Source organism: Aurantiacibacter sp. MUD11, assembly GCF_026967575.1.
In the GTDB taxonomy this organism is placed as follows: Bacteria; Pseudomonadota; Alphaproteobacteria; order Sphingomonadales; family Sphingomonadaceae; genus Alteraurantiacibacter.
The window spans coordinates 1,125,397-1,141,796 of record NZ_CP114054.1; the positions used below are offsets into that span (position 1 = coordinate 1,125,397).

At 67.4% G+C, this 16,400-nt stretch carries 19 protein-coding genes; 7 read left to right on the plus strand and 12 right to left on the minus strand.

Annotation, left to right across the window (positions count from 1 at the left end):
* Window positions 1–3 precede the first annotated feature (3 nt).
* The 10 genes from OZN62_RS05645 to OZN62_RS05690 form a co-directional block, all read right to left on the minus strand.
* On the minus strand, window positions 4–1,440 hold the full coding sequence (locus OZN62_RS05645; protein ID WP_269102115.1) for a UDP-N-acetylmuramoyl-tripeptide--D-alanyl-D-alanine ligase: 1,437 nt from the start codon (window positions 1,438–1,440) through the stop codon (window positions 4–6).
* A gap of 17 nt (window positions 1,441–1,457) precedes the next feature.
* Complete coding sequence (locus tag OZN62_RS05650) at window positions 1,458–2,933, minus strand: UDP-N-acetylmuramoyl-L-alanyl-D-glutamate--2,6-diaminopimelate ligase (protein WP_269101792.1); 1,476 nt, start codon at window positions 2,931–2,933, stop codon at window positions 1,458–1,460.
* Window positions 2,933–4,696: a peptidoglycan D,D-transpeptidase FtsI family protein gene (locus tag OZN62_RS05655; protein ID WP_269101793.1), complete on the minus strand. Its 1,764-nt coding sequence runs from the start codon at window positions 4,694–4,696 to the stop codon at window positions 2,933–2,935. The genes OZN62_RS05650 and OZN62_RS05655 overlap by 1 nt, the downstream gene beginning before the upstream one ends.
* Complete coding sequence (locus OZN62_RS05660) at window positions 4,693–5,220, minus strand: hypothetical protein (RefSeq protein ID WP_269101796.1); 528 nt, start codon at window positions 5,218–5,220, stop codon at window positions 4,693–4,695. The genes OZN62_RS05655 and OZN62_RS05660 overlap by 4 nt, the downstream gene beginning before the upstream one ends.
* Window positions 5,217–6,167, minus strand: coding sequence for a 16S rRNA (cytosine(1402)-N(4))-methyltransferase RsmH (rsmH, locus tag OZN62_RS05665; RefSeq protein ID WP_269101798.1), 951 nt, complete (start codon window positions 6,165–6,167; stop codon window positions 5,217–5,219). The genes OZN62_RS05660 and rsmH overlap by 4 nt, the downstream gene beginning before the upstream one ends.
* Complete coding sequence (locus tag OZN62_RS05670; RefSeq protein ID WP_269101799.1) at window positions 6,164–6,673, minus strand: division/cell wall cluster transcriptional repressor MraZ; 510 nt, start codon at window positions 6,671–6,673, stop codon at window positions 6,164–6,166. Before OZN62_RS05670 ends, rsmH begins: the two co-directional genes overlap by 4 nt.
* Before the next feature lie 216 nt (window positions 6,674–6,889).
* Window positions 6,890–7,732 carry an ABC transporter gene (locus OZN62_RS05675; protein ID WP_269101800.1) on the minus strand — a complete coding sequence of 281 codons (843 nt, stop codon included), beginning with the start codon at window positions 7,730–7,732 and terminating at the stop codon, window positions 6,890–6,892.
* Window positions 7,716–8,084, minus strand: a complete 369-nt coding sequence (locus OZN62_RS05680; protein ID WP_269101801.1) for a hypothetical protein — start codon at window positions 8,082–8,084, stop codon at window positions 7,716–7,718. The genes OZN62_RS05675 and OZN62_RS05680 overlap by 17 nt, the downstream gene beginning before the upstream one ends.
* Before the next feature lie 10 nt (window positions 8,085–8,094).
* Window positions 8,095–9,117, minus strand: coding sequence for a cysteine synthase A (locus OZN62_RS05685; protein WP_269101802.1), 1,023 nt, complete (start codon window positions 9,115–9,117; stop codon window positions 8,095–8,097).
* 62 nt (window positions 9,118–9,179) lie between these two features.
* Window positions 9,180–9,497 carry a 2Fe-2S iron-sulfur cluster-binding protein gene (locus OZN62_RS05690; RefSeq protein WP_269101804.1) on the minus strand — a complete coding sequence of 106 codons (318 nt, stop codon included), beginning with the start codon at window positions 9,495–9,497 and terminating at the stop codon, window positions 9,180–9,182.
* 76 nt (window positions 9,498–9,573) lie between these two features.
* Between OZN62_RS05690 and OZN62_RS05695 the strand changes: the two genes are divergently transcribed.
* The 5 genes from OZN62_RS05695 to OZN62_RS05715 all read left to right on the plus strand — a co-directional run bounded on the left by OZN62_RS05695 (window position 9,574) and on the right by OZN62_RS05715 (window position 14,292).
* Entirely contained in the window at window positions 9,574–10,191 is a 618-nt protein-coding gene (locus OZN62_RS05695; protein WP_269101806.1) for a DNA-3-methyladenine glycosylase family protein, read from the plus strand.
* Between the two features lie 9 nt (window positions 10,192–10,200).
* Complete coding sequence (locus OZN62_RS05700; protein ID WP_269101807.1) at window positions 10,201–10,467, plus strand: hypothetical protein; 267 nt, start codon at window positions 10,201–10,203, stop codon at window positions 10,465–10,467.
* Window positions 10,468–10,565: 98 nt separating this feature from the next.
* Window positions 10,566–12,533 (plus strand): S9 family peptidase, encoded by a 1,968-nt coding sequence (locus OZN62_RS05705; protein ID WP_269101808.1) that lies wholly within the window; start codon window positions 10,566–10,568, stop codon window positions 12,531–12,533.
* Window positions 12,534–12,596: 63 nt separating this feature from the next.
* The gene (locus OZN62_RS05710; RefSeq protein ID WP_269101809.1) at window positions 12,597–13,412 is read left to right on the plus strand and encodes an SDR family oxidoreductase; all 816 of its coding nucleotides are present in this window, start codon (window positions 12,597–12,599) and stop codon (window positions 13,410–13,412) included.
* A 55-nt stretch (window positions 13,413–13,467) separates the two neighbouring features.
* Window positions 13,468–14,292, plus strand: a complete 825-nt coding sequence (locus OZN62_RS05715) for an SDR family oxidoreductase (protein ID WP_269101810.1) — start codon at window positions 13,468–13,470, stop codon at window positions 14,290–14,292.
* Here OZN62_RS05715 and OZN62_RS05720 read toward each other — a convergent pair.
* Both OZN62_RS05720 and OZN62_RS05725 read right to left on the minus strand, forming a co-directional pair.
* Window positions 14,289–14,795, minus strand: a complete 507-nt coding sequence (locus tag OZN62_RS05720) for a DUF1697 domain-containing protein (protein ID WP_269101812.1) — start codon at window positions 14,793–14,795, stop codon at window positions 14,289–14,291. The genes OZN62_RS05715 and OZN62_RS05720 overlap by 4 nt on opposite strands.
* Window positions 14,792–15,079, minus strand: a complete 288-nt coding sequence (locus OZN62_RS05725) for a 4a-hydroxytetrahydrobiopterin dehydratase (protein WP_269101813.1) — start codon at window positions 15,077–15,079, stop codon at window positions 14,792–14,794. Before OZN62_RS05725 ends, OZN62_RS05720 begins: the two co-directional genes overlap by 4 nt.
* A 53-nt stretch (window positions 15,080–15,132) precedes the next feature.
* Here OZN62_RS05725 and ccmA point away from each other — a divergent pair, with 53 nt between their 5' ends.
* Entirely contained in the window at window positions 15,133–15,726 is a 594-nt protein-coding gene (ccmA, locus tag OZN62_RS05730; RefSeq protein ID WP_269101814.1) for a heme ABC exporter ATP-binding protein CcmA, read from the plus strand.
* The gene (locus OZN62_RS05735) at window positions 15,723–16,385 is read left to right on the plus strand and encodes a heme exporter protein CcmB (RefSeq protein WP_269101816.1); all 663 of its coding nucleotides are present in this window, start codon (window positions 15,723–15,725) and stop codon (window positions 16,383–16,385) included. The genes ccmA and OZN62_RS05735 overlap by 4 nt, the downstream gene beginning before the upstream one ends.
* Window positions 16,386–16,400: the final 15 nt, after the last annotated feature.

Consider the following 16,400-nt stretch of genomic DNA (forward strand, 5'->3'; position numbering starts at 1 on the left):
GCGTCAGCCTTCCCTGGCCGTGAAATGATCCACCACGCGGGCCAGTCCTACCGAATTGGAACCCTTCACCAGCACGGCGTCACCGCCTGCCAGCCCGAACTCCTGCAAAGCTGCAATTGCCTCGCCCGCATTGCTGCAATGGGCAAAGGAGGGGGCCTTGCCAAGCGGTCCGGCGGCAAATTTCCCCATTTCCCGCGCGAGGGCGGACATCTCGTCGCCCACCAGCACCGCGTGGTCGATACCGGCATCGGTGATCGGACCAAGCAGCTGCGCGTGGAAGCGCTCGGCGAAATCGCCCAGTTCCTTCATGCTGCCGAGCACCGCGATGCGGCGCGTGGCAGGCGTCTGCCCCAGCTGCGCCAGCGTGGCGCGCATGGAAGCGGGATTGGCGTTGTAGCTTTCGTCGATGATCAGCGCGTGGCCGCCGGGCACCTTGGCACGCAGTCGGGCACCGCGACCCTTCAGGCCGCCCATTTCCGCCAGCGCCAGCCCGGCAGCGCCGATGTCGCCGCCCACGGCATGGACAGCGGCCATCACGCACAATGCATTGTCGATCCAGTGTTCGCCCGGCTCCGCCACGGTGAAGCACAGCCGCATGTCGCCCATCGCCGCCGTCACCAGCGAGCCGCCGGTGCCATCGGGCACGGCATCGAGCAGGCGCATGTCGGCATCGGGCGAGCGGCCGAAGGAGACGACCTTCGCGCCCTGCTTCTCCGCAGCGCTGCGCAGCTGGTCGGCCCAGTCGCTGTCGGCAGGGATCACGGCCGTGCCGCCCTCCACCAGTCCGTCGAAGATCTCGGCCTTGGCGTCGGCAATCGCCTCCATGCTGCCGAGGTTCTCGATATGCGCCGGGGCGATGGTGGTGATGACGGCGACGTGCGGACGCACCTGCGTGGTCAGCCCGGTAATCTCGTTCGCATGGTTCATGCCCATTTCGAACACGCCGAAACGGCTGCGCGCAGGCATGCGCGACAGGCTCAGCGGCACGCCGACGTGGTTGTTGTAGCTGCGCACGCTGCGGTGCGCGGCGCCGCGGCTGGAGCGTTCGAGCGCGGTGAAGATGGCTTCCTTGACCCCGGTCTTGCCGACCGAGCCGGTGACGCCGACGATCTTCGCATTCACGCGCTCGCGCGCGACGCGGGCCAGCGCCTTCAGCGCCTCGGTCGTGTCGGCGACACGGACGTGCGGGTAATCGACCTCGCGGTCCACCAGAGCAGCGGCAGCGCCGTTGGCGAAGGCCTTGTCGATGAAACGATGCCCGTCCATCGCCTCGCCCTTCAGCGCGACGAACAGGTCTCCGCCGACAACGTCGCGGCTGTCCATTTCGACGCCGCTAACCTGAAATTCACCATAAGCGGTCCCGCCTGTAGCGGCGGCGATTTCGGCAGAGGTCCACAGGGCGAGGCGCGGCGCGTCGCCGGCGGTGCGCGGCCAGCGCATGGTCTTGAGCAGCGCGCTCACCGGCCACCTCCGGCAGCGAATTCCGCGGCGCATTCCCTGGCGACGGTAACGTCGTCGAATGGCAAGACCTGCATGTTTTCTCCCGATCCCACGATCTGACCCTGTTCGTGACCCTTGCCCGCGACCAGTACGATGTCGTCGGCCTTGGCCTCGGCGATGGCGGCAGCGATCGCCTGCCGCCGTCCGCCGATGTTGCGAGCAGCAGCGCCGGCCCCGGCCAGCACCGCATCGCGGATTTTGGCGGCATCCTCGCCGCGCGGATTGTCGTCGGTAACGATGACGAGATCGCTACCCTTGGTGGCGGCTGCCCCCATCGGCGCGCGCTTGCCCGTGTCGCGGTCCCCACCGGCGCCGAACACGGTGATCAGGCGACCCTGCACGTGCGGACGCAGCGCGGCGATGGCGGCAGTCAGCGCGTCGGGCGTGTGGGCGTAGTCGATATAGACAGGCGCGCCGCTCTTGGTGATGACGGCACGCTCCAGGCGACCGCGCACTGGCTGCAAGCGGGCAACCGCGTCGAACACCTGCGCCGCGTCAGACCCCGTCGCCAGCGCCAGTCCGGCGGCGGTCAGCGCGTTGGCGACCTGGTAGGCCCCGATCAGCGGCAGGCGGATCGAATAGGCCTTGCCGCCATGGACGAATTTCAGCTCTTGTCCCAGCGGGCTCGGCGTGCGGGCGATCAAGTTGATGCCCTTGCCCTTCTCACCGACGGTAAAGAGGTTCAGGCCGCGTTCCCTGGCGACGGCAATCGCGCGGTCGGACCACTCGTCGTCGGCCCAGATAACCGCCGTGCCGCCATCCTGCACCACTTCGGAAAACAGGCGCATCTTGGCGGCGAAATAGTCCTCCATGTCCTTGTGATAGTCGAGGTGGTCGCGGCTGAGGTTGGTGAAGGCCCCGGCGTGCACCGCCAGCCCCTCGTTGCGGAACTGCGACAGGCCATGGCTGGAGGCCTCGTAGGCCACATGGGTCACGCCCTCGCGGGCGAGGCCGGTCATGTTGGACAGGAAGGTGACGATGTCGGGCGTGGTCAACCCAGTGGAGACGCTTTCGTCCGGCGTGGTGACGCCCAGCGTGCCGATGCTGGCCGCGCGCTCGCCGCACATGCGCCAGATCTGGCGAGTCATCTCGACCGTGGACGTCTTGCCGTTGGTGCCGGTGACCGCGACCACGGTCTCCGGCGTCGGACGATAGAATTTCGCGGCCGCCTCGGCGAAGGCCTTGCGCGGTGTGGCATCGGCCAGGTGCAGCGCGCCCTCCACCGCGGCTTCGGCTCGCGCGACAACCGCCACGGCACCATTGGCCACGGCATCGGGAATGAAGTCCTCGCCATTCACCGCCGTGCCCTGGAAGGCGCCGAAGACGTTGCCCGGCGCCACCTTGCGATGGTCGATGGCGAAGCCGGTGATCCGGGTTTCCCCCGCGTCGCCGGCATCGACGCCGAAAGTTGCTGCAAGATCGGCAAGGCGCATCAGTCCACATCCCCCACAAGCGGGCGCAGGTCGGTCAGGTCGATATCGCGGTCGGCATCGGGCAGCACGCCCAGCTGCGGGCCGATGCGCGGCACCAGGCGGCCCACGATCGGCGCGGCGTTCCAGGCGGCGGTACGCTGGTAGGAACTGGCGATCGTGCCCTGCGGCTCGTCAAGCATGGCGATGACCACGTAACGCGGACGGTCCATCGGGAAGGCCGCGGCGAAGGTGGAGACCAGCGAGGACCGGCGATAGCCGCCCGCACCGGGCTTTTCGGCGCTGCCGGTCTTGCCGCCGACACGGAAGCCGGGCGCGTTGGCGTTGCGGCCCGTACCGTAGACGGCGATCATGCGCAGCAGCTGGTTCATGCGGGCGCTGGTGCTGGCCTTGAACACGCGGCGACCGCGCGGGGCCTGCCCCGGCTCGACCCGCTGCAGCGTGGCCGGACGCCAGATGCCGCCGTTCACCATGGCGGCATAGGCGGATGCGAGGTGCAGCGGCGTGACGGCGATACCGTGGCCATAACCCACTGTAATCGCGCGGATACGGGACCACTCGCCCGATTGCCAGATCGGGAAACCGCGCGCGGGCAGTTCGATATAGGGCCGCTCGTTCATGCCCAGCTCGACCATGTAGTTGCGCAGCGTCGCCGCGCCCATTTCGTCGACGATATGGCCGGTCACGATGTTGGACGAATGGATCAGCATCTCGGGCGTGTTCAGCGTTTCGCCCAACGGGTGGGAGTCGCGGATCATGCGCCCTTGCGCTTCATAGGGGGTCGCCCCGTAGCGACGCGAGAGATCGGTAATCGAACCGCTATCGATGGCTGCGGCCACCGCCAGCGGCTTGAAGGTGCTGCCCAGCTCGTAGACCTGGTTGGTGACGCGATTGAAGGCCGGGGCGGTGATGCCGCGATCGTGCTGTTCCTGCGTCACCCGCACATCGGAGGTCTGCACGTCGTTGGGATCGAATTCAGGAAGCGAGGCCATTGCCAGCACCTCGCCGGTGTCGACATCGAGCACGATGCCCGCCGCGCCCACGGCATTCACCGCGCGCATGCCGCTGCGCAATTCGTCTTCCAGCGCGCCCTGGACACGCATGTCGATGGACAATGCCACGCTTTCGCCGCGCCGGTTGGGGTCGAGCAGCTGCTCGTCCAGCACGGCTTCCATGCCGACGCGGCCGTGCCCATCGGCAGCCACATAGCCGAGCACGTGAGCGGCCAGCGATCCTTGCGGATAGTGGCGGTCGGTCTCGCGCGGCAGTTCCAGCGCCAGTTCGCCGATGGCGATCACGCGATTGGCGTCCTCGGGCAGAATCCGGCGGCGCAGGTAACCCGGCCGTCCGGAGCGCAGCTTCTGGGTGACCTCGTAGACATCGAGGTCGGGGAAGATCTCTTTCAGTTCGGCCGCCACCTGCTCGGGCGACTTCACCAGCGGCGGGCCACCGTCGCCGCCCTCGGTCATGGCACTGGGGTTGAACCACAGGGCATAGGCCGGGAAAGCGCGCGCCAGCGGCACCCCGTTGCGGTCGGTAATCTCCCCGCGCGGAGGCAGCAGGGCCGCGGCCATGCTGCGCGTGGTGGGCGCAGGTTCGACCGTGCCGATCCAGGCGATGCGCACCAGCGCCGCCGCCGCCACCAGCACAAATACCGCGGCGATCAGCAGCAAGCGCAGGCGAGCGACCAGCAACGTCCGGCGCCGATGGTCGACAAGCCCCTTCGGGCCAGTAATGATCGTGCGCGGGGCGGCGTAGGCGGTCACCGGGTGGCAGACCCCATTCCGGCAGAGACGGTAACGTTGGCGATGGGCACGCGCAGCGGCCCGGGCGCCATGGCCACGGCCAGGTGTCCGCCGTTCGGACGGTCACCCGCCAGCACCTTCTCGTCCACCGGCCGGCCCGTCAGCGGAGAGACCAGCTCGGGGAATTCGGGGACGTCCTGCTCGCCGGTCATCCCGGCCAGCATGATCGGCTGCGGCGCATCGGCGCTGCGCGGGCTGCCGAAGCTGGCCAACTGCAGCGGGCTGTCGAGGAACTGTTCGGCGCGCGGCGCCTCGAAGCCGAAGTCGACCCGGTTCCATGCTGCCAGTTGCACCTGGTTGGAGCGCGTCAGGAATTCGGTTTCCAGCAGCAGGTTCTGGTTCTCCAGCCGCACGATTTCGCGTTCGGCCCGCACGACATCCGCATGGACGGCGTTCACCTTCACATGCAGCAACGCGTAGAGCGCGATGCAGGTGCCAAGGGCGGCGAGCCAGCCAATGCGGCGGATCCGGGCGTGCGGGGTCATGCGGCGTCCTTTCGGGCAGGTGCGGCAGTGCGGATGGCGGCGCGCAGCGTGGCGGAACGCGCGCGCGGGTTGCGGTCGATCTCGGCAGCAGACGGCCGGATCGCCTTGGACAATTGCCCGAAGCGCGCGGGGGGAAGGGTTTGCGCTTCGGGCAGGTAGCGTGAGCCACGGGGGTTCGCATTCGCGGCATCACGCAGGAATTTCTTGACGATGCGGTCTTCCAGCGAGTGGAAGCTGACCACCGCCAGTCGACCGCCTTCCTTGAGCAGCTCCTCCGCGGCGGCAAGGCCCGCTTCGAGCTCGTCCAGCTCGCCATTCACGTGGATACGGATGGCCTGGAAGCTGCGGGTGGCAGGATCCTTCGGCGCGCCGGCGCGATAGCCCAGCGCCTTGCGCACCACAGCGGCGAGTTCGCCGGTGGTCGTCAGCGGGCGTGCCGCCACGATGGCGCGAGCGACGCGGCGCGACTGGCGCTCCTCGCCATACTTGTAGAGCACGTCGGCAATGTCCTTTTCAGCTGCCTCGTTCACGAAGTCGGCAGCGGTCGGGCCGGACTGGCTCATGGTCATGTCGAGCGGGCCGTCGGCGGAAAAGGCAAAGCCGCGCTCGGCCTGGTCGAGCTGCATCGAGGACACGCCGATATCCATGGCAATGCCGTCCACCTGCGCCACGCCGGCCTCGGCCATGGCGTCGACCATTTCCGAGAAGCGGCGCTGGTGCAGCACCAGCCGTGGCGGGTCTTCGCGGGTCTCGCTCCACTCGCGCCCGGCAGCAATGGCATCGGGATCGCGGTCGAAGGCGTGCACGGTCGCCCCGCGCTCCAGGATGGCGCGGGTATAGCCGCCGGCACCGAAGGTGGCGTCGATGATGACGTCGCCCGGCTGCGGATCGAGCGCCTCGATCACTTCATCCAGCAGGACGGGAACATGCGGGGCGGAAGCGGTCACTTGCCCTTCCCCTTCGATGCAGCCTTGGCGCGCACTTCCTCGGCATTGGCGAGACACAGCTGGTACTGGTCGTCCCAGCCGCCGCCCATCTGGCCGAGGTGGTCGAGGTCCCACATGGTGATGAACTGGCCGCCGCCGAGGAAACAGATGTTGTCGGTGATGTTGCCGACCTTGCAGAACCGCTCCGGAAGGATGAAGCGGCCGCTCTTGTCGAAGGGGACTTCGGTGAAGGTCCACATCTGGGTGGAGCGCAGGTCGCGGTCGAAATCGAGGTCGCGGCGCACCGCGTTTTCCTCTTCCTTGTCGAGGATGTCCTCGAAACTGTCGGTGCGCGAAAGGCCGAAGGCGTTTAGGCAGGGATACTTGTGGTGCTTGGCAACGCACAGCACGCCATCGTCACCCAGCTCGGCGAAGACCTTGCGGAACAGCGGCGGCAGGACGAAGCGATCCTTTTCGCCGCGAAGCGAAAAGCCCTGCCCCCTGTATCCTGTTGGCCGCTGCGCCACGAACCGTCCCTCGATTGCCTTCCCTTACGGACGCGCCCTCCCCGCACCGTGCCGCGCGCAGGCGCAGCCGGCTCACCTCGCCAGGCGAGGTGCAACACGGGCTTTGTGTCCGATGGAATCAGGGAATAACGCGGGCGAACGCGGGATGAAAGGGGAAATTACGGGAAATTGTGGGAGAACGGTATAAACCGTTGATTTTATTATGTCTGAATCTGCCTAGTCCCTCGCGCTTTCTTGCGACATTTCGCTGCTAATTGTCTCATTTCCCGGCCTATCCCGCATGGAATCGCCAATTGCACGCGGATTTTCCCGCGCCATCCCCAATGCGTGCCCGATCAGCCAGGCGAGCGCGTTTTCCGCGTGGTCGTAGGGACCGGCGATATCCAGCATGGCGGCATCGGCCACCAGCAACGCCTGCCCTGCCCCGAGGCGGCAATGCGCCAGCAGGCCATCGCCGGGGATGTTGCACGGCTGGTCGGCCTCGGCTTCGACATAGCGCCATTCGCCGCGCATGTTCACCGGCAGCGGGTCGCCGAAATGGTCCGCCAGCTGCAGCCCCGCGGCCTGCGCCGGGTCAAAGCTGAGCTCCAGGCCCCAATGGGCGAGGATCGGCGACAGCAGCGCCACGTCCTGCGGACGGCGACGATCGCCGATATGGAAGCGGGATTCGCCGGTCATCATCGGGTCCGCGAACAGCAGCAGCCGGCCGCCGCCTCGCACCCAGGCGTCGAGCGCGACGTTCTCTTCGGGCGAAAGGCCGCGCGGCTGCGCCATCAGCAGGTTGCGATGCTGCGCGAGCGCCTCTTGCGAGAGGTAGTCCAGCGGTACTGGCTCGCCATGCTGCGCGATTACCTCGCGCGCCCAGTGCGTCTGCCCGTCGCCGGAAATCAGTTCATCGAGGCCACCGGCTTCGCCCCAGTAGATCGGCACGGTGCCCATCAGCGCCAGGCTGTCGCGCGCAGGCGCTTCGGCGACATCGTCGGCATGGGCTGACGTGGCGGCGAGCAGCATTGCCGCCAGCCCTGCCAGCAGGCGCGGCAGCTTACTGGCGCGGGGCATTGCTCGGCGGCGGCACATCGTCACGGGCACCGGTCGCGGTGGGCGTGGGTGTCGGCGTGGGGTTGGAGGCCGCCGGCAGTTCCGGCACCACGCCCGCATCGGCCAGCGGGTCACGCGGGGCAGAGGTCTCGCTGGCAACGACGGTGGGGGCAGCTTCGGGCACGGCATTCGCCTCGGTGCGCTGGGCGCGGCTGGTAATCGCGTCGGCCAGCCCCACCAGCAAGGCGAGGCCGGCGATCAGCGATACGCCGATCTGCAGGCGCTGCACGCGCTCCGCCCGCGTTCCGGCCAGCGGGGCCGGCTCCCCTTCGGGAGCCCGTGGGCGCAGCATGTCTCGTGGATCGAAAGCCATGCGGACCGTTCTAGTCCTGCGAATCTGAACCTAACCAGTCGAACACCGGCAGGCCCTTCTCGCGCAGCCAATCGGCGTTGTAGAGCGTGGATAGGTAACGGAAGCCGGTGTCGCACAGGATGGTGGCAATGCGCGGGTTCTCCACGCCTTCGGCCACCAGCTGGCGGCCCAGCGCCACGGCACCGGCCACGTTGATGCCGCTGGACAGGCCCAGGCACAGCCCTTCCTCGCGCAGCAGCCGGGCGACCCATTCCATGCCTTCCTCGTCCGACATGCGGAACTGGGTATCGATCGGCGCGCCCTCCAGGTTGGCGGTGATGCGCCCTTGCCCGATGCCCTCGGCCACCGAGGAGCCTTCGGCCTTCAGCTCGCCACAGGCATAGTAGTTGAACAGCGCCGCACCGTAGGGATCGGTCAGCGCGATACGAACGTTCTCGTCCTTTTCCTTCAGCCCCATGGCGACGCCGGCCAGCGTGCCGCCGGTGCCCACGGCGCAGGTAAAGCCATCCACCCGGCCGTCCATCTGCTCCCAGATTTCCGGCGCGGTGCCCTCGATATGGGCGCGGCGGTTGGCGATATTGTCGAACTGGTTGGCCCAGACCGCGTTCTCGGTTTCCTCGGCGATGCGGCGGCTGGTGTGGACGAAGTGGTTGGGATCGGCGAACTTGGTCGGCGGCACCGTCACCAGCTCCGCGCCTAGCGCGCGCAACGTGTCCATCTTTTCCTTGGACTGGTTGTCCGGCATCACGATCACGCACTTGTAGCCAAGCGCATTGGCCACCAGCGCGATGCCGATGCCGGTGTTGCCGGCCGTGCCCTCGACCACCGTGCCGCCCGGCTTCAGCTCTCCGCGCGCCTCGGCATCGCGGATGATCCACAGGGCCGCGCGATCCTTTACGGACGCGCCGGGATTGGCGAACTCGCACTTGCCCCAGATCTCGCAGCCGGCGGCCTCGCTGGGCCCCTTGAGCAGCACGAGCGGGGTCTTGCCGATAAGGTCGAGCGTCGTTTGGCGAACAGGCAACTGGGTCATGCCTGCTGAATTAGGGGCACACGGCCCATCGCGCAACGCGAATGGGCTTGGCCCCTAAAAACTCAATCTTCTTCGGCGATGGTCACCTTCATGCCGTCGAGCTCGGGCGTGAAGGGGATCTGGCACGACAGGCGCGAGTTCTCGTCGCGGTGGTCGCTGGAATCGAGCAGGTCGTCTTCGTCCACGCTCATTTCCGGCAGCTTGTCCTTGAAGGCCGGGTCCACGTGCACGTGGCAGGTGGCGCAGGAACAGCAGCCGCCACACAGCGCCAGCAGCTCGTCAAAGCCGTTGTCGCGGATGGCTTCCATCACGGTCAGGCCGTTGTCGACCTCGATGGTGGATTCCTCGCCGGAGCGGGTGACGACGGTCAGCTTGGGCATGGCTTTGCAGATTTCCTCTGGTGACTTGAAGCGCGGCTGCTAGGCAATCGCGGCATGGATGGCAAGGATTGGGCACATGGGCCTTAGCGCGCAGCAGATACAATACAGCCTTGATGCGGTGGCCAGCCGCGAGGCGAAGATCGCCGCCGCGCTGGAGAAGGCGGGCTACCCGGAACCGCGCATCCGCCCGACCGGATACAAGACCCTGCTGCGCACCATCGTCGGCCAGCAGGTAAGCGTGGCGGCAGCCAGCAGCATGTGGAACAAGCTGGAGGCCGAGCTGGGCGCGGATTTCAAGCCGACCTGCCTGCTCGAACGCGATTTCGACACGCTGCGCGCCTGCGGCCTTTCGCGCCAGAAGCAGGGCTATGCCCGGTCCCTGTGCGAGCTGGTGGCGGCGGGCGAAGTGGACTTCGACAACCTGCCCGAAGACGACGAAGAAGCCATCTCCGAGCTGACCAAGATCAAGGGCATCGGCCGCTGGTCAGCCGAAATCTACCTGCTGTTCGCCGAGGGTCGCCCCGACATCTGGCCGGCAGGCGACCTCGCCGTAATGGCCGGCATCGGCAAGATCCTCGGCATGGAAGAACGCCCCGACGAAAAGGCCACCCGCGCCCTCGCCGAAGACTGGCGCCCGCACCGCGGCGCGACAGCGATCTTCACCTGGCATTGCTACAACAATCCGGCGCTCTAGGGAGTATCGGTGTCGTTCGTTCGCCTGGGTATCGGTGCTGTCGCGGTGGTGGAGATGATCGTGCTGGCTGCCATTCTCGCGGACGAGGGCGAGGGCTCCGCCTGGCCCCCGGAAATCGATCTCTTCGTATGGGAACTGATGGCAATGGCGGCGGCGGCGCTTGTCCTTGCCATCCTGCCCGGCCGCTGGACGCCCGTCATCGCGGCGCTGCTTGCCCTAGCGCCAATCGCCCTTGCCGTGTTCCTCTTCTCCCTCATGTCCATGCTTTCGACGTGACAGCGCGCCATTCGTGCGCCAGCCGGAATATTCGGGCGCTTTAGGTTGGCAACACGCCTACAGCTTCCTAGCTGTCACCCTCAGACCAGGGAGACACCATGACCGATACCGCCGCCACCCGCGTAGCCGACACCCCGCTGATCCCGCGCGATCACCTGTTCGGCAATCCCGCCCGCTCGCAGGGCAAGGTCAGCCCGGATGGCAAGTGGGTCAGCTGGATGGCGCCGTGGGAAGGCGTGATGAACGTGTGGATGGCCCCGGCCGACGATCCCGACAACCCGCGCCGCATGACCAGCGCCAAGGATCGCCCGATCCCCGGCTACAGCTGGGCGCCCGACAGCCAGAGCCTGCTCTACGTACGCGACAAGGAAGGCGACGAGAACTACCTGCTCTACCAGGTCGGCGTGGCCGAGGGAGCAGAGGAAAAGTGCCTCACGCCGTTCGAGGAAACCCGCGCGCAGGTCGTCGGCTTTTCGCGCACCATCAAGGACAAGCTGCTGCTGGGCATCAACAACCGTGATGCGCGCTTCCACGATATCTACCTGCTGCACCTGGCCACGGGCGAGTTGGAGCTGGTGTTCGAGAACAACGAATGGGCCGGGTTCGAGGCGGACGACAGCCTGACCTTGCGGTGGGCCGTGCGGCAGAATGCCGAAGGCGGCACCGACATGCACGAGATCGTCGACGGCAAGGTGGCCGAAGAACCGCGCGAGCGCACCGGGCTGGACGATGCGCTGACCACCGGCATCGGCGGCTACACCACTGATGGCTCGATCCTCTACTGGATCGACAGCCGCGGGCGGAACACCGGCGCGCTGTTTGCCGAGGACACCAAGACCGGCGAGCGCACGCTGATTGCAGAGCACGACAAGGCGGACATCGGCGGCACGCTGATGCACCGCGACACCGGCGTGGTGCAGGCCTGGACCGCGACTTACCTGCGCACCGAGCACCATGCCATCGACCCGGATATCGGCGCCGCGCTGGACTGGCTGCGCGAGCGGCTGGACGGCGATTTCGGCGTCATGTCGCGCACCGATGACGATCGCCGCTGGCTGGTGTGGAACGACCCGCTAACCACGCCCACAGCCTGTTACCTGTTCGATCGCGACGCGATGTCGCTGACGAAATTCTACACCACCTGGCCGCAGCTCGAAGGCGCGCCGCTGCAACCGATGCACCCGCGCGAGATCACCTCGCGCGACGGCCTGACACTGCCCAGCTACCTCACCCTGCCGCCGCAGAGCGATCCTGATAGCGACGGCGTGCCCGATGCCCCGGTGCCGATGGTGCTGGTGGTCCACGGCGGCCCCTGGGCGCGCGATGCCTATGGCTACAACCGCACCCACCAGTGGCTGGCCAATCGCGGCTATGCCGTGTTGTCGGTCAACTTCCGTGGCTCGACCGGCTTCGGCAAGAACTTCATCAGCGCCGGCGACAAGCAGTGGGCGGGCAAGATGCATGACGACCTGATCGACGCAGTCGAATGGGCCATTTCCGAAGGTATCGCCGAACGCGACAAGGTGGCCATCATGGGCGGCAGCTATGGCGGCTATGCCACGCTGGTGGGCCTCACCTTCACGCCGGAGGTCTTTGCCTGCGGCGTCGACATCGTCGGCCCGTCCAACCTCGAGACGCTGCTGGAAACCATTCCGCCCTACTGGGAGCCGATGGTGAAGCAGTTCCACGAACGCATGGGCGATCCCTCCATGCCGGAAGGCAAGGAATTCCTCCAGTCGATCAGCCCGCTGTACAAGGCGAAGGACATCACCAAGCCGCTGCTGATCGGCCAGGGCGCCAACGATCCGCGCGTGAAGCAGGCGGAAAGCGACCAGATCGTGGAGGCGATGGAGCGGCACGACGTACCGGTCACCTATGTGCTCTTCCCCGACGAGGGCCACGGCTTCCACCGCCCGGAGAACAACATCGCCTTCAACGCCATCGCCGAGAATTTCCTGGCGGAATGTATCGGCGGCCGGGCGGAGCCGGTGCACGACGTGCTCAACGCCTCGACCGCGCAGATCCCCACCGGCCGCGAGCACGTGAAGGGGCTCTCCGCGCTCTAGGCGATTGCCATTGACACGCATGTCAGTAGAACTGTCGCTCGATCCATCCGGGAGAGCGATCGCATGACCTTGCGCAAGAGCATCTTCATAACCGGCGGCGGCAGCGGCATCGGCCGCGCCGTGGCGCAGCGCTTTGCCCGCGAGGGCTGGTTCGTTGGCCTGGGCGACATCGACCAGGCGGGGATGGAGGAAACCGCATCCTTGCTGCCCGAAGGCGCCAGTTTCATCCACCGCTTCGACGTGCGCGAACCCGAAGGCTGGGATACCGCGCTAGCCGCCTTTGCCGAGGCTGCCGGGGGGCGGATCAACGTTCTCGCCAACAATGCCGGCGTGCCGCTGGGCGGTTCGCTGCACGATCTCACCCGCGAGGAAATCGACCGCACGCTGGCGATCAACCTCAATGGCGTGATCTACGGTGCGCGGGCCGCCTATCCCTACCTCAAGGCCGCCGCGCCCGATGCCTGCCTGATCAACACGAGCAGCTCCGCCGCCTTCCACGGACAGGCGGGCATGACGATCTACTGCGCCAGCAAGTTCGGCGTGCGGGCGATTACCGAAAGCCTCGACATCGAATGGTCGCGCGACGGCATCCGCGTCTGCGACGTGATGCCCGGCTTCATCGACACGCCGCTGCTGGCCCACACCAGCCATGCTGCCAGCAATGTCTCGGTGCGCGAGCGCGTGGTGGCGACCGGGCTGGAATTCACGCCGGTGGAGGAAGTCGCCGAAACCTTCTGGCGCGCGGTTCACGGCGGGAAGATGCACAACCCCGTCGGCAAGATCGCGCATACGCTGGCCCGCGCCTCGCGCTGGACACCGTCCTACATCCGTTACCGCGCGCGCAAGATGCTGGCCGCCGGCCTCCGGCCGATGGGTTGACGGGGCCGGATAACCGCCGGATAGGCACCCCCTTGGGAGAGGAGAGAACAAGCCCATGCAGAAAAGCATTTTCATCACCGGCGGCGCCTCGGGCATCGGCCGCGCCATCGCGCAGCACTTCGCCCGCGAAGGCTGGCTGGTGGGCATTGCCGACCGCAATGCGCAAGGGCTGGAAGAGACCAAGGGCCTGCTGCCCGAGGGCCAGTGCCACACCTACACCTTCGACGTGACCGACCGCGCCGGCTGGGAAGCGGCGCTGGGCGATTTCGCGGGCAAGGCAGGCGGCAGGATCAACGTGCTGGCCAACAATGCCGGGCTGCCCAGCGGCGGCCCGCTGACCGAGATTACCCACGAAGAGCTGGACCTGCTGCTCGACGTGAACCTGCGCGCGGTATTCTACGGCGCCAAGGCCGCGTTCGAGCACCTGAAGGCCGCCGCGCCCGACGCCTGCCTGCTCAACACCGCCAGCGCGGCCGCGATCTACGGCGTCGCCAACCAGAGCGTCTACGGCGCGACCAAGGCGGGCGTGCGCTCGATGACCGAAAGCCTCGAGGCCGAGTGGGCCGTGCACGGCATCAAGGTGCGCTCGATCATGCCCAGCTTCATCGACACCCCGCTGCTGCAGAACCCGCCCAACCGCAGCCGCAACACCACCATCCGCGAGGCGGTGGTGAAGGCCGGCTTCGAATTCACTCCGGTGGAAGAGGTTGCCCGGGAAGCGTGGAACGCCGTCCACGGAAACGACACGCACAAGATAATCGGCAAGACCGCGAAGAAGATGAAGCGCGCCGCGAAGTGGTTCCCCGGCTACCTGCGCCGCCGCGCCATCGCGCTGGCCGAGGCACACGAGCGCGCCGAGGGTCGCCCGGCCAAGGGCTAGGCGATTTCGGCGGCCATCGCGGCCAACTTAGCCACCGTGTTCATGTTGCGCCCCGTCCCCTCCTTCGCGGCGGGGACGACCAGCTTCGACTGCCCCTGCCCCGACGGGTAGTGGACGAAGAGCTCGTCCTCGCCGGCGCGGACTTCCTCGTCCGCCTGGTGACGCAGGCCAGCTGTCGAAACCTCGCCGCCGGTGAAGATCACGATCACCTTGTTGCCCGGCGCAGCGGGAAAGGGGTTGCGCGCTGCGACTGCTGCCATTTGTGCACCCGTGCGCAGGATGATCTCCGGACTGGCGCCGAATTCCTGCGCGATTGCCTTGGTCAGCAGGGCCCGCACCTGCTCCACGTCATCCGGACCGGAGAAGACGAGATTGCCGCTGGCGATATAGCTGCGCACCCCGCCCAGCCCGGCCCCTTCGGCAGCAGCGCGCAGCCGCGCCATCTCGATCTTGCCTGTGCCGCCGACATTCACCGCCCGCAGCAGGGCGATCCAGGCCGTCACAGCGCCTCGATCGCGTGCGCCATCCTTAGGTCGCGTTCGGACAGGCCATCGGCGTCATGCGTGGTCAGCGTGATGTCGACGCGGTTGTAGACGTTGGACCATTCGGGATGGTGGTCGGCCTTTTCCGCGATCAGCGCCACGCGGTTCATGAAGCCCCATGCCTCGCTGAAGTCGGCAAAGGTGAAAAGCTTGCGGATAGCGTCCCCGTCGCGGTCGAATTCCCAGCCGTCGAGGCCCTTCAGTGCCTCTTCTGCCGCGCTCTGTGTCAGTTTCTCGACCGCCATGTGGTGCTCCCTCGCTTGCGTGTTGTGGCCTCCCTGCCCTAACGCTTGCGCCGATGGAAGTGCCACGCCTTGCCGCGAGTGATCTTGCCTGCCGCCGCGGCGAGCGGCTGCTGTTCGTCGGCCTCGGGCTGGAGCTGGCGAGCGGCGAGGCCTGCCACGTCACCGGGCCGAACGGCACGGGCAAGTCCAGCCTGATCCGCATCCTCGCCGGACTGCTGCGTCCCTATCACGGGACGCTGGAGCGCCATGGCAGCACCGCCCTGCTCGACCAGACGCTGGCGCTTGACGAACACCTGCCACTGGGCCGCGCGCTGGGCTTCTGGGGCAAGCTCGACGCGCCGGCGTCGGACGTCACCGACCGCCTTGGCCTTGCCGACCTGCTCGACGTGCCGGTGCGCTATCTCTCGACCGGCCAGCGCAAGCGCGCCGCCCTCGCCCGGCTGCTGGGCCAGCAGGCGCAGGTGTGGCTGCTCGACGAGCCGCTCAACGGGCTGGACCGCGAGGCGGTGAGCCTGGTCGAGGCGCTGGTGGCCGAACACTGCGCTGGCGGAGGCATTGCGCTGGTCGCCAGCCACCAGCCGATTGCGGTGCCGGACATGACCGTTCTGCACCTGCCCGACTTCATCCCCGCCGAGGAACCGGCATGAGCGCGCTCGGCCCCCTGCTGCGGCGCGATCTCGCCATGCTGCTGCCCGGCGCGCAGCGCGGCAACACGCTGCTGCCGCTGCTGTTCTTCCTCGCCGTGGCCATGCTCTATCCCTTCGCAATCGGCCCCAATCCCAACCTGCTGGCCGCGACCGGCGGCGGGGTTATCTGGATGGCAGCGCTGCTCGCCGCCATCCTTCCGCTCGACCGCCTGCTGGCACCCGACCTGGAGAACGGCTTCTTCGACCAGTGGGCGCTGCGCGGCATATCGGAGGAAACGGTCGTGGCCGTTCGCCTACTCGCGCACTGGCTCAGCTTCGGACCGTTCCTGATGCTCGCCGCCCTGCCCGCCAGCGCGCTGCTGGGAATAGATGCACAGACGCTGCACACGGTCGAACTGGGGCTGCTGGCGGGGACGCCCGGCCTTGCTGCCATCGGTATCATCATTGCCGCCGTCACCGTGGGCCTGCGCGGCGGCGGAGCGGCGCTGTCGGGCCTGCTGGTCATCCCGCTGGCGGTGCCGCTGCTGATCTTCGGCGCGGGCAGCCTGTCGACCGGCGGCGAGAGCGGCATCGCGCTCACTGCCGCCATCAGCCTGGTGCTAGTCGCCATGGCTCCCTTCGCCGGCGGTGCGGCCATCCGCGCCAGCCGCGAGGCCTGAGCACGCAGCACTGGT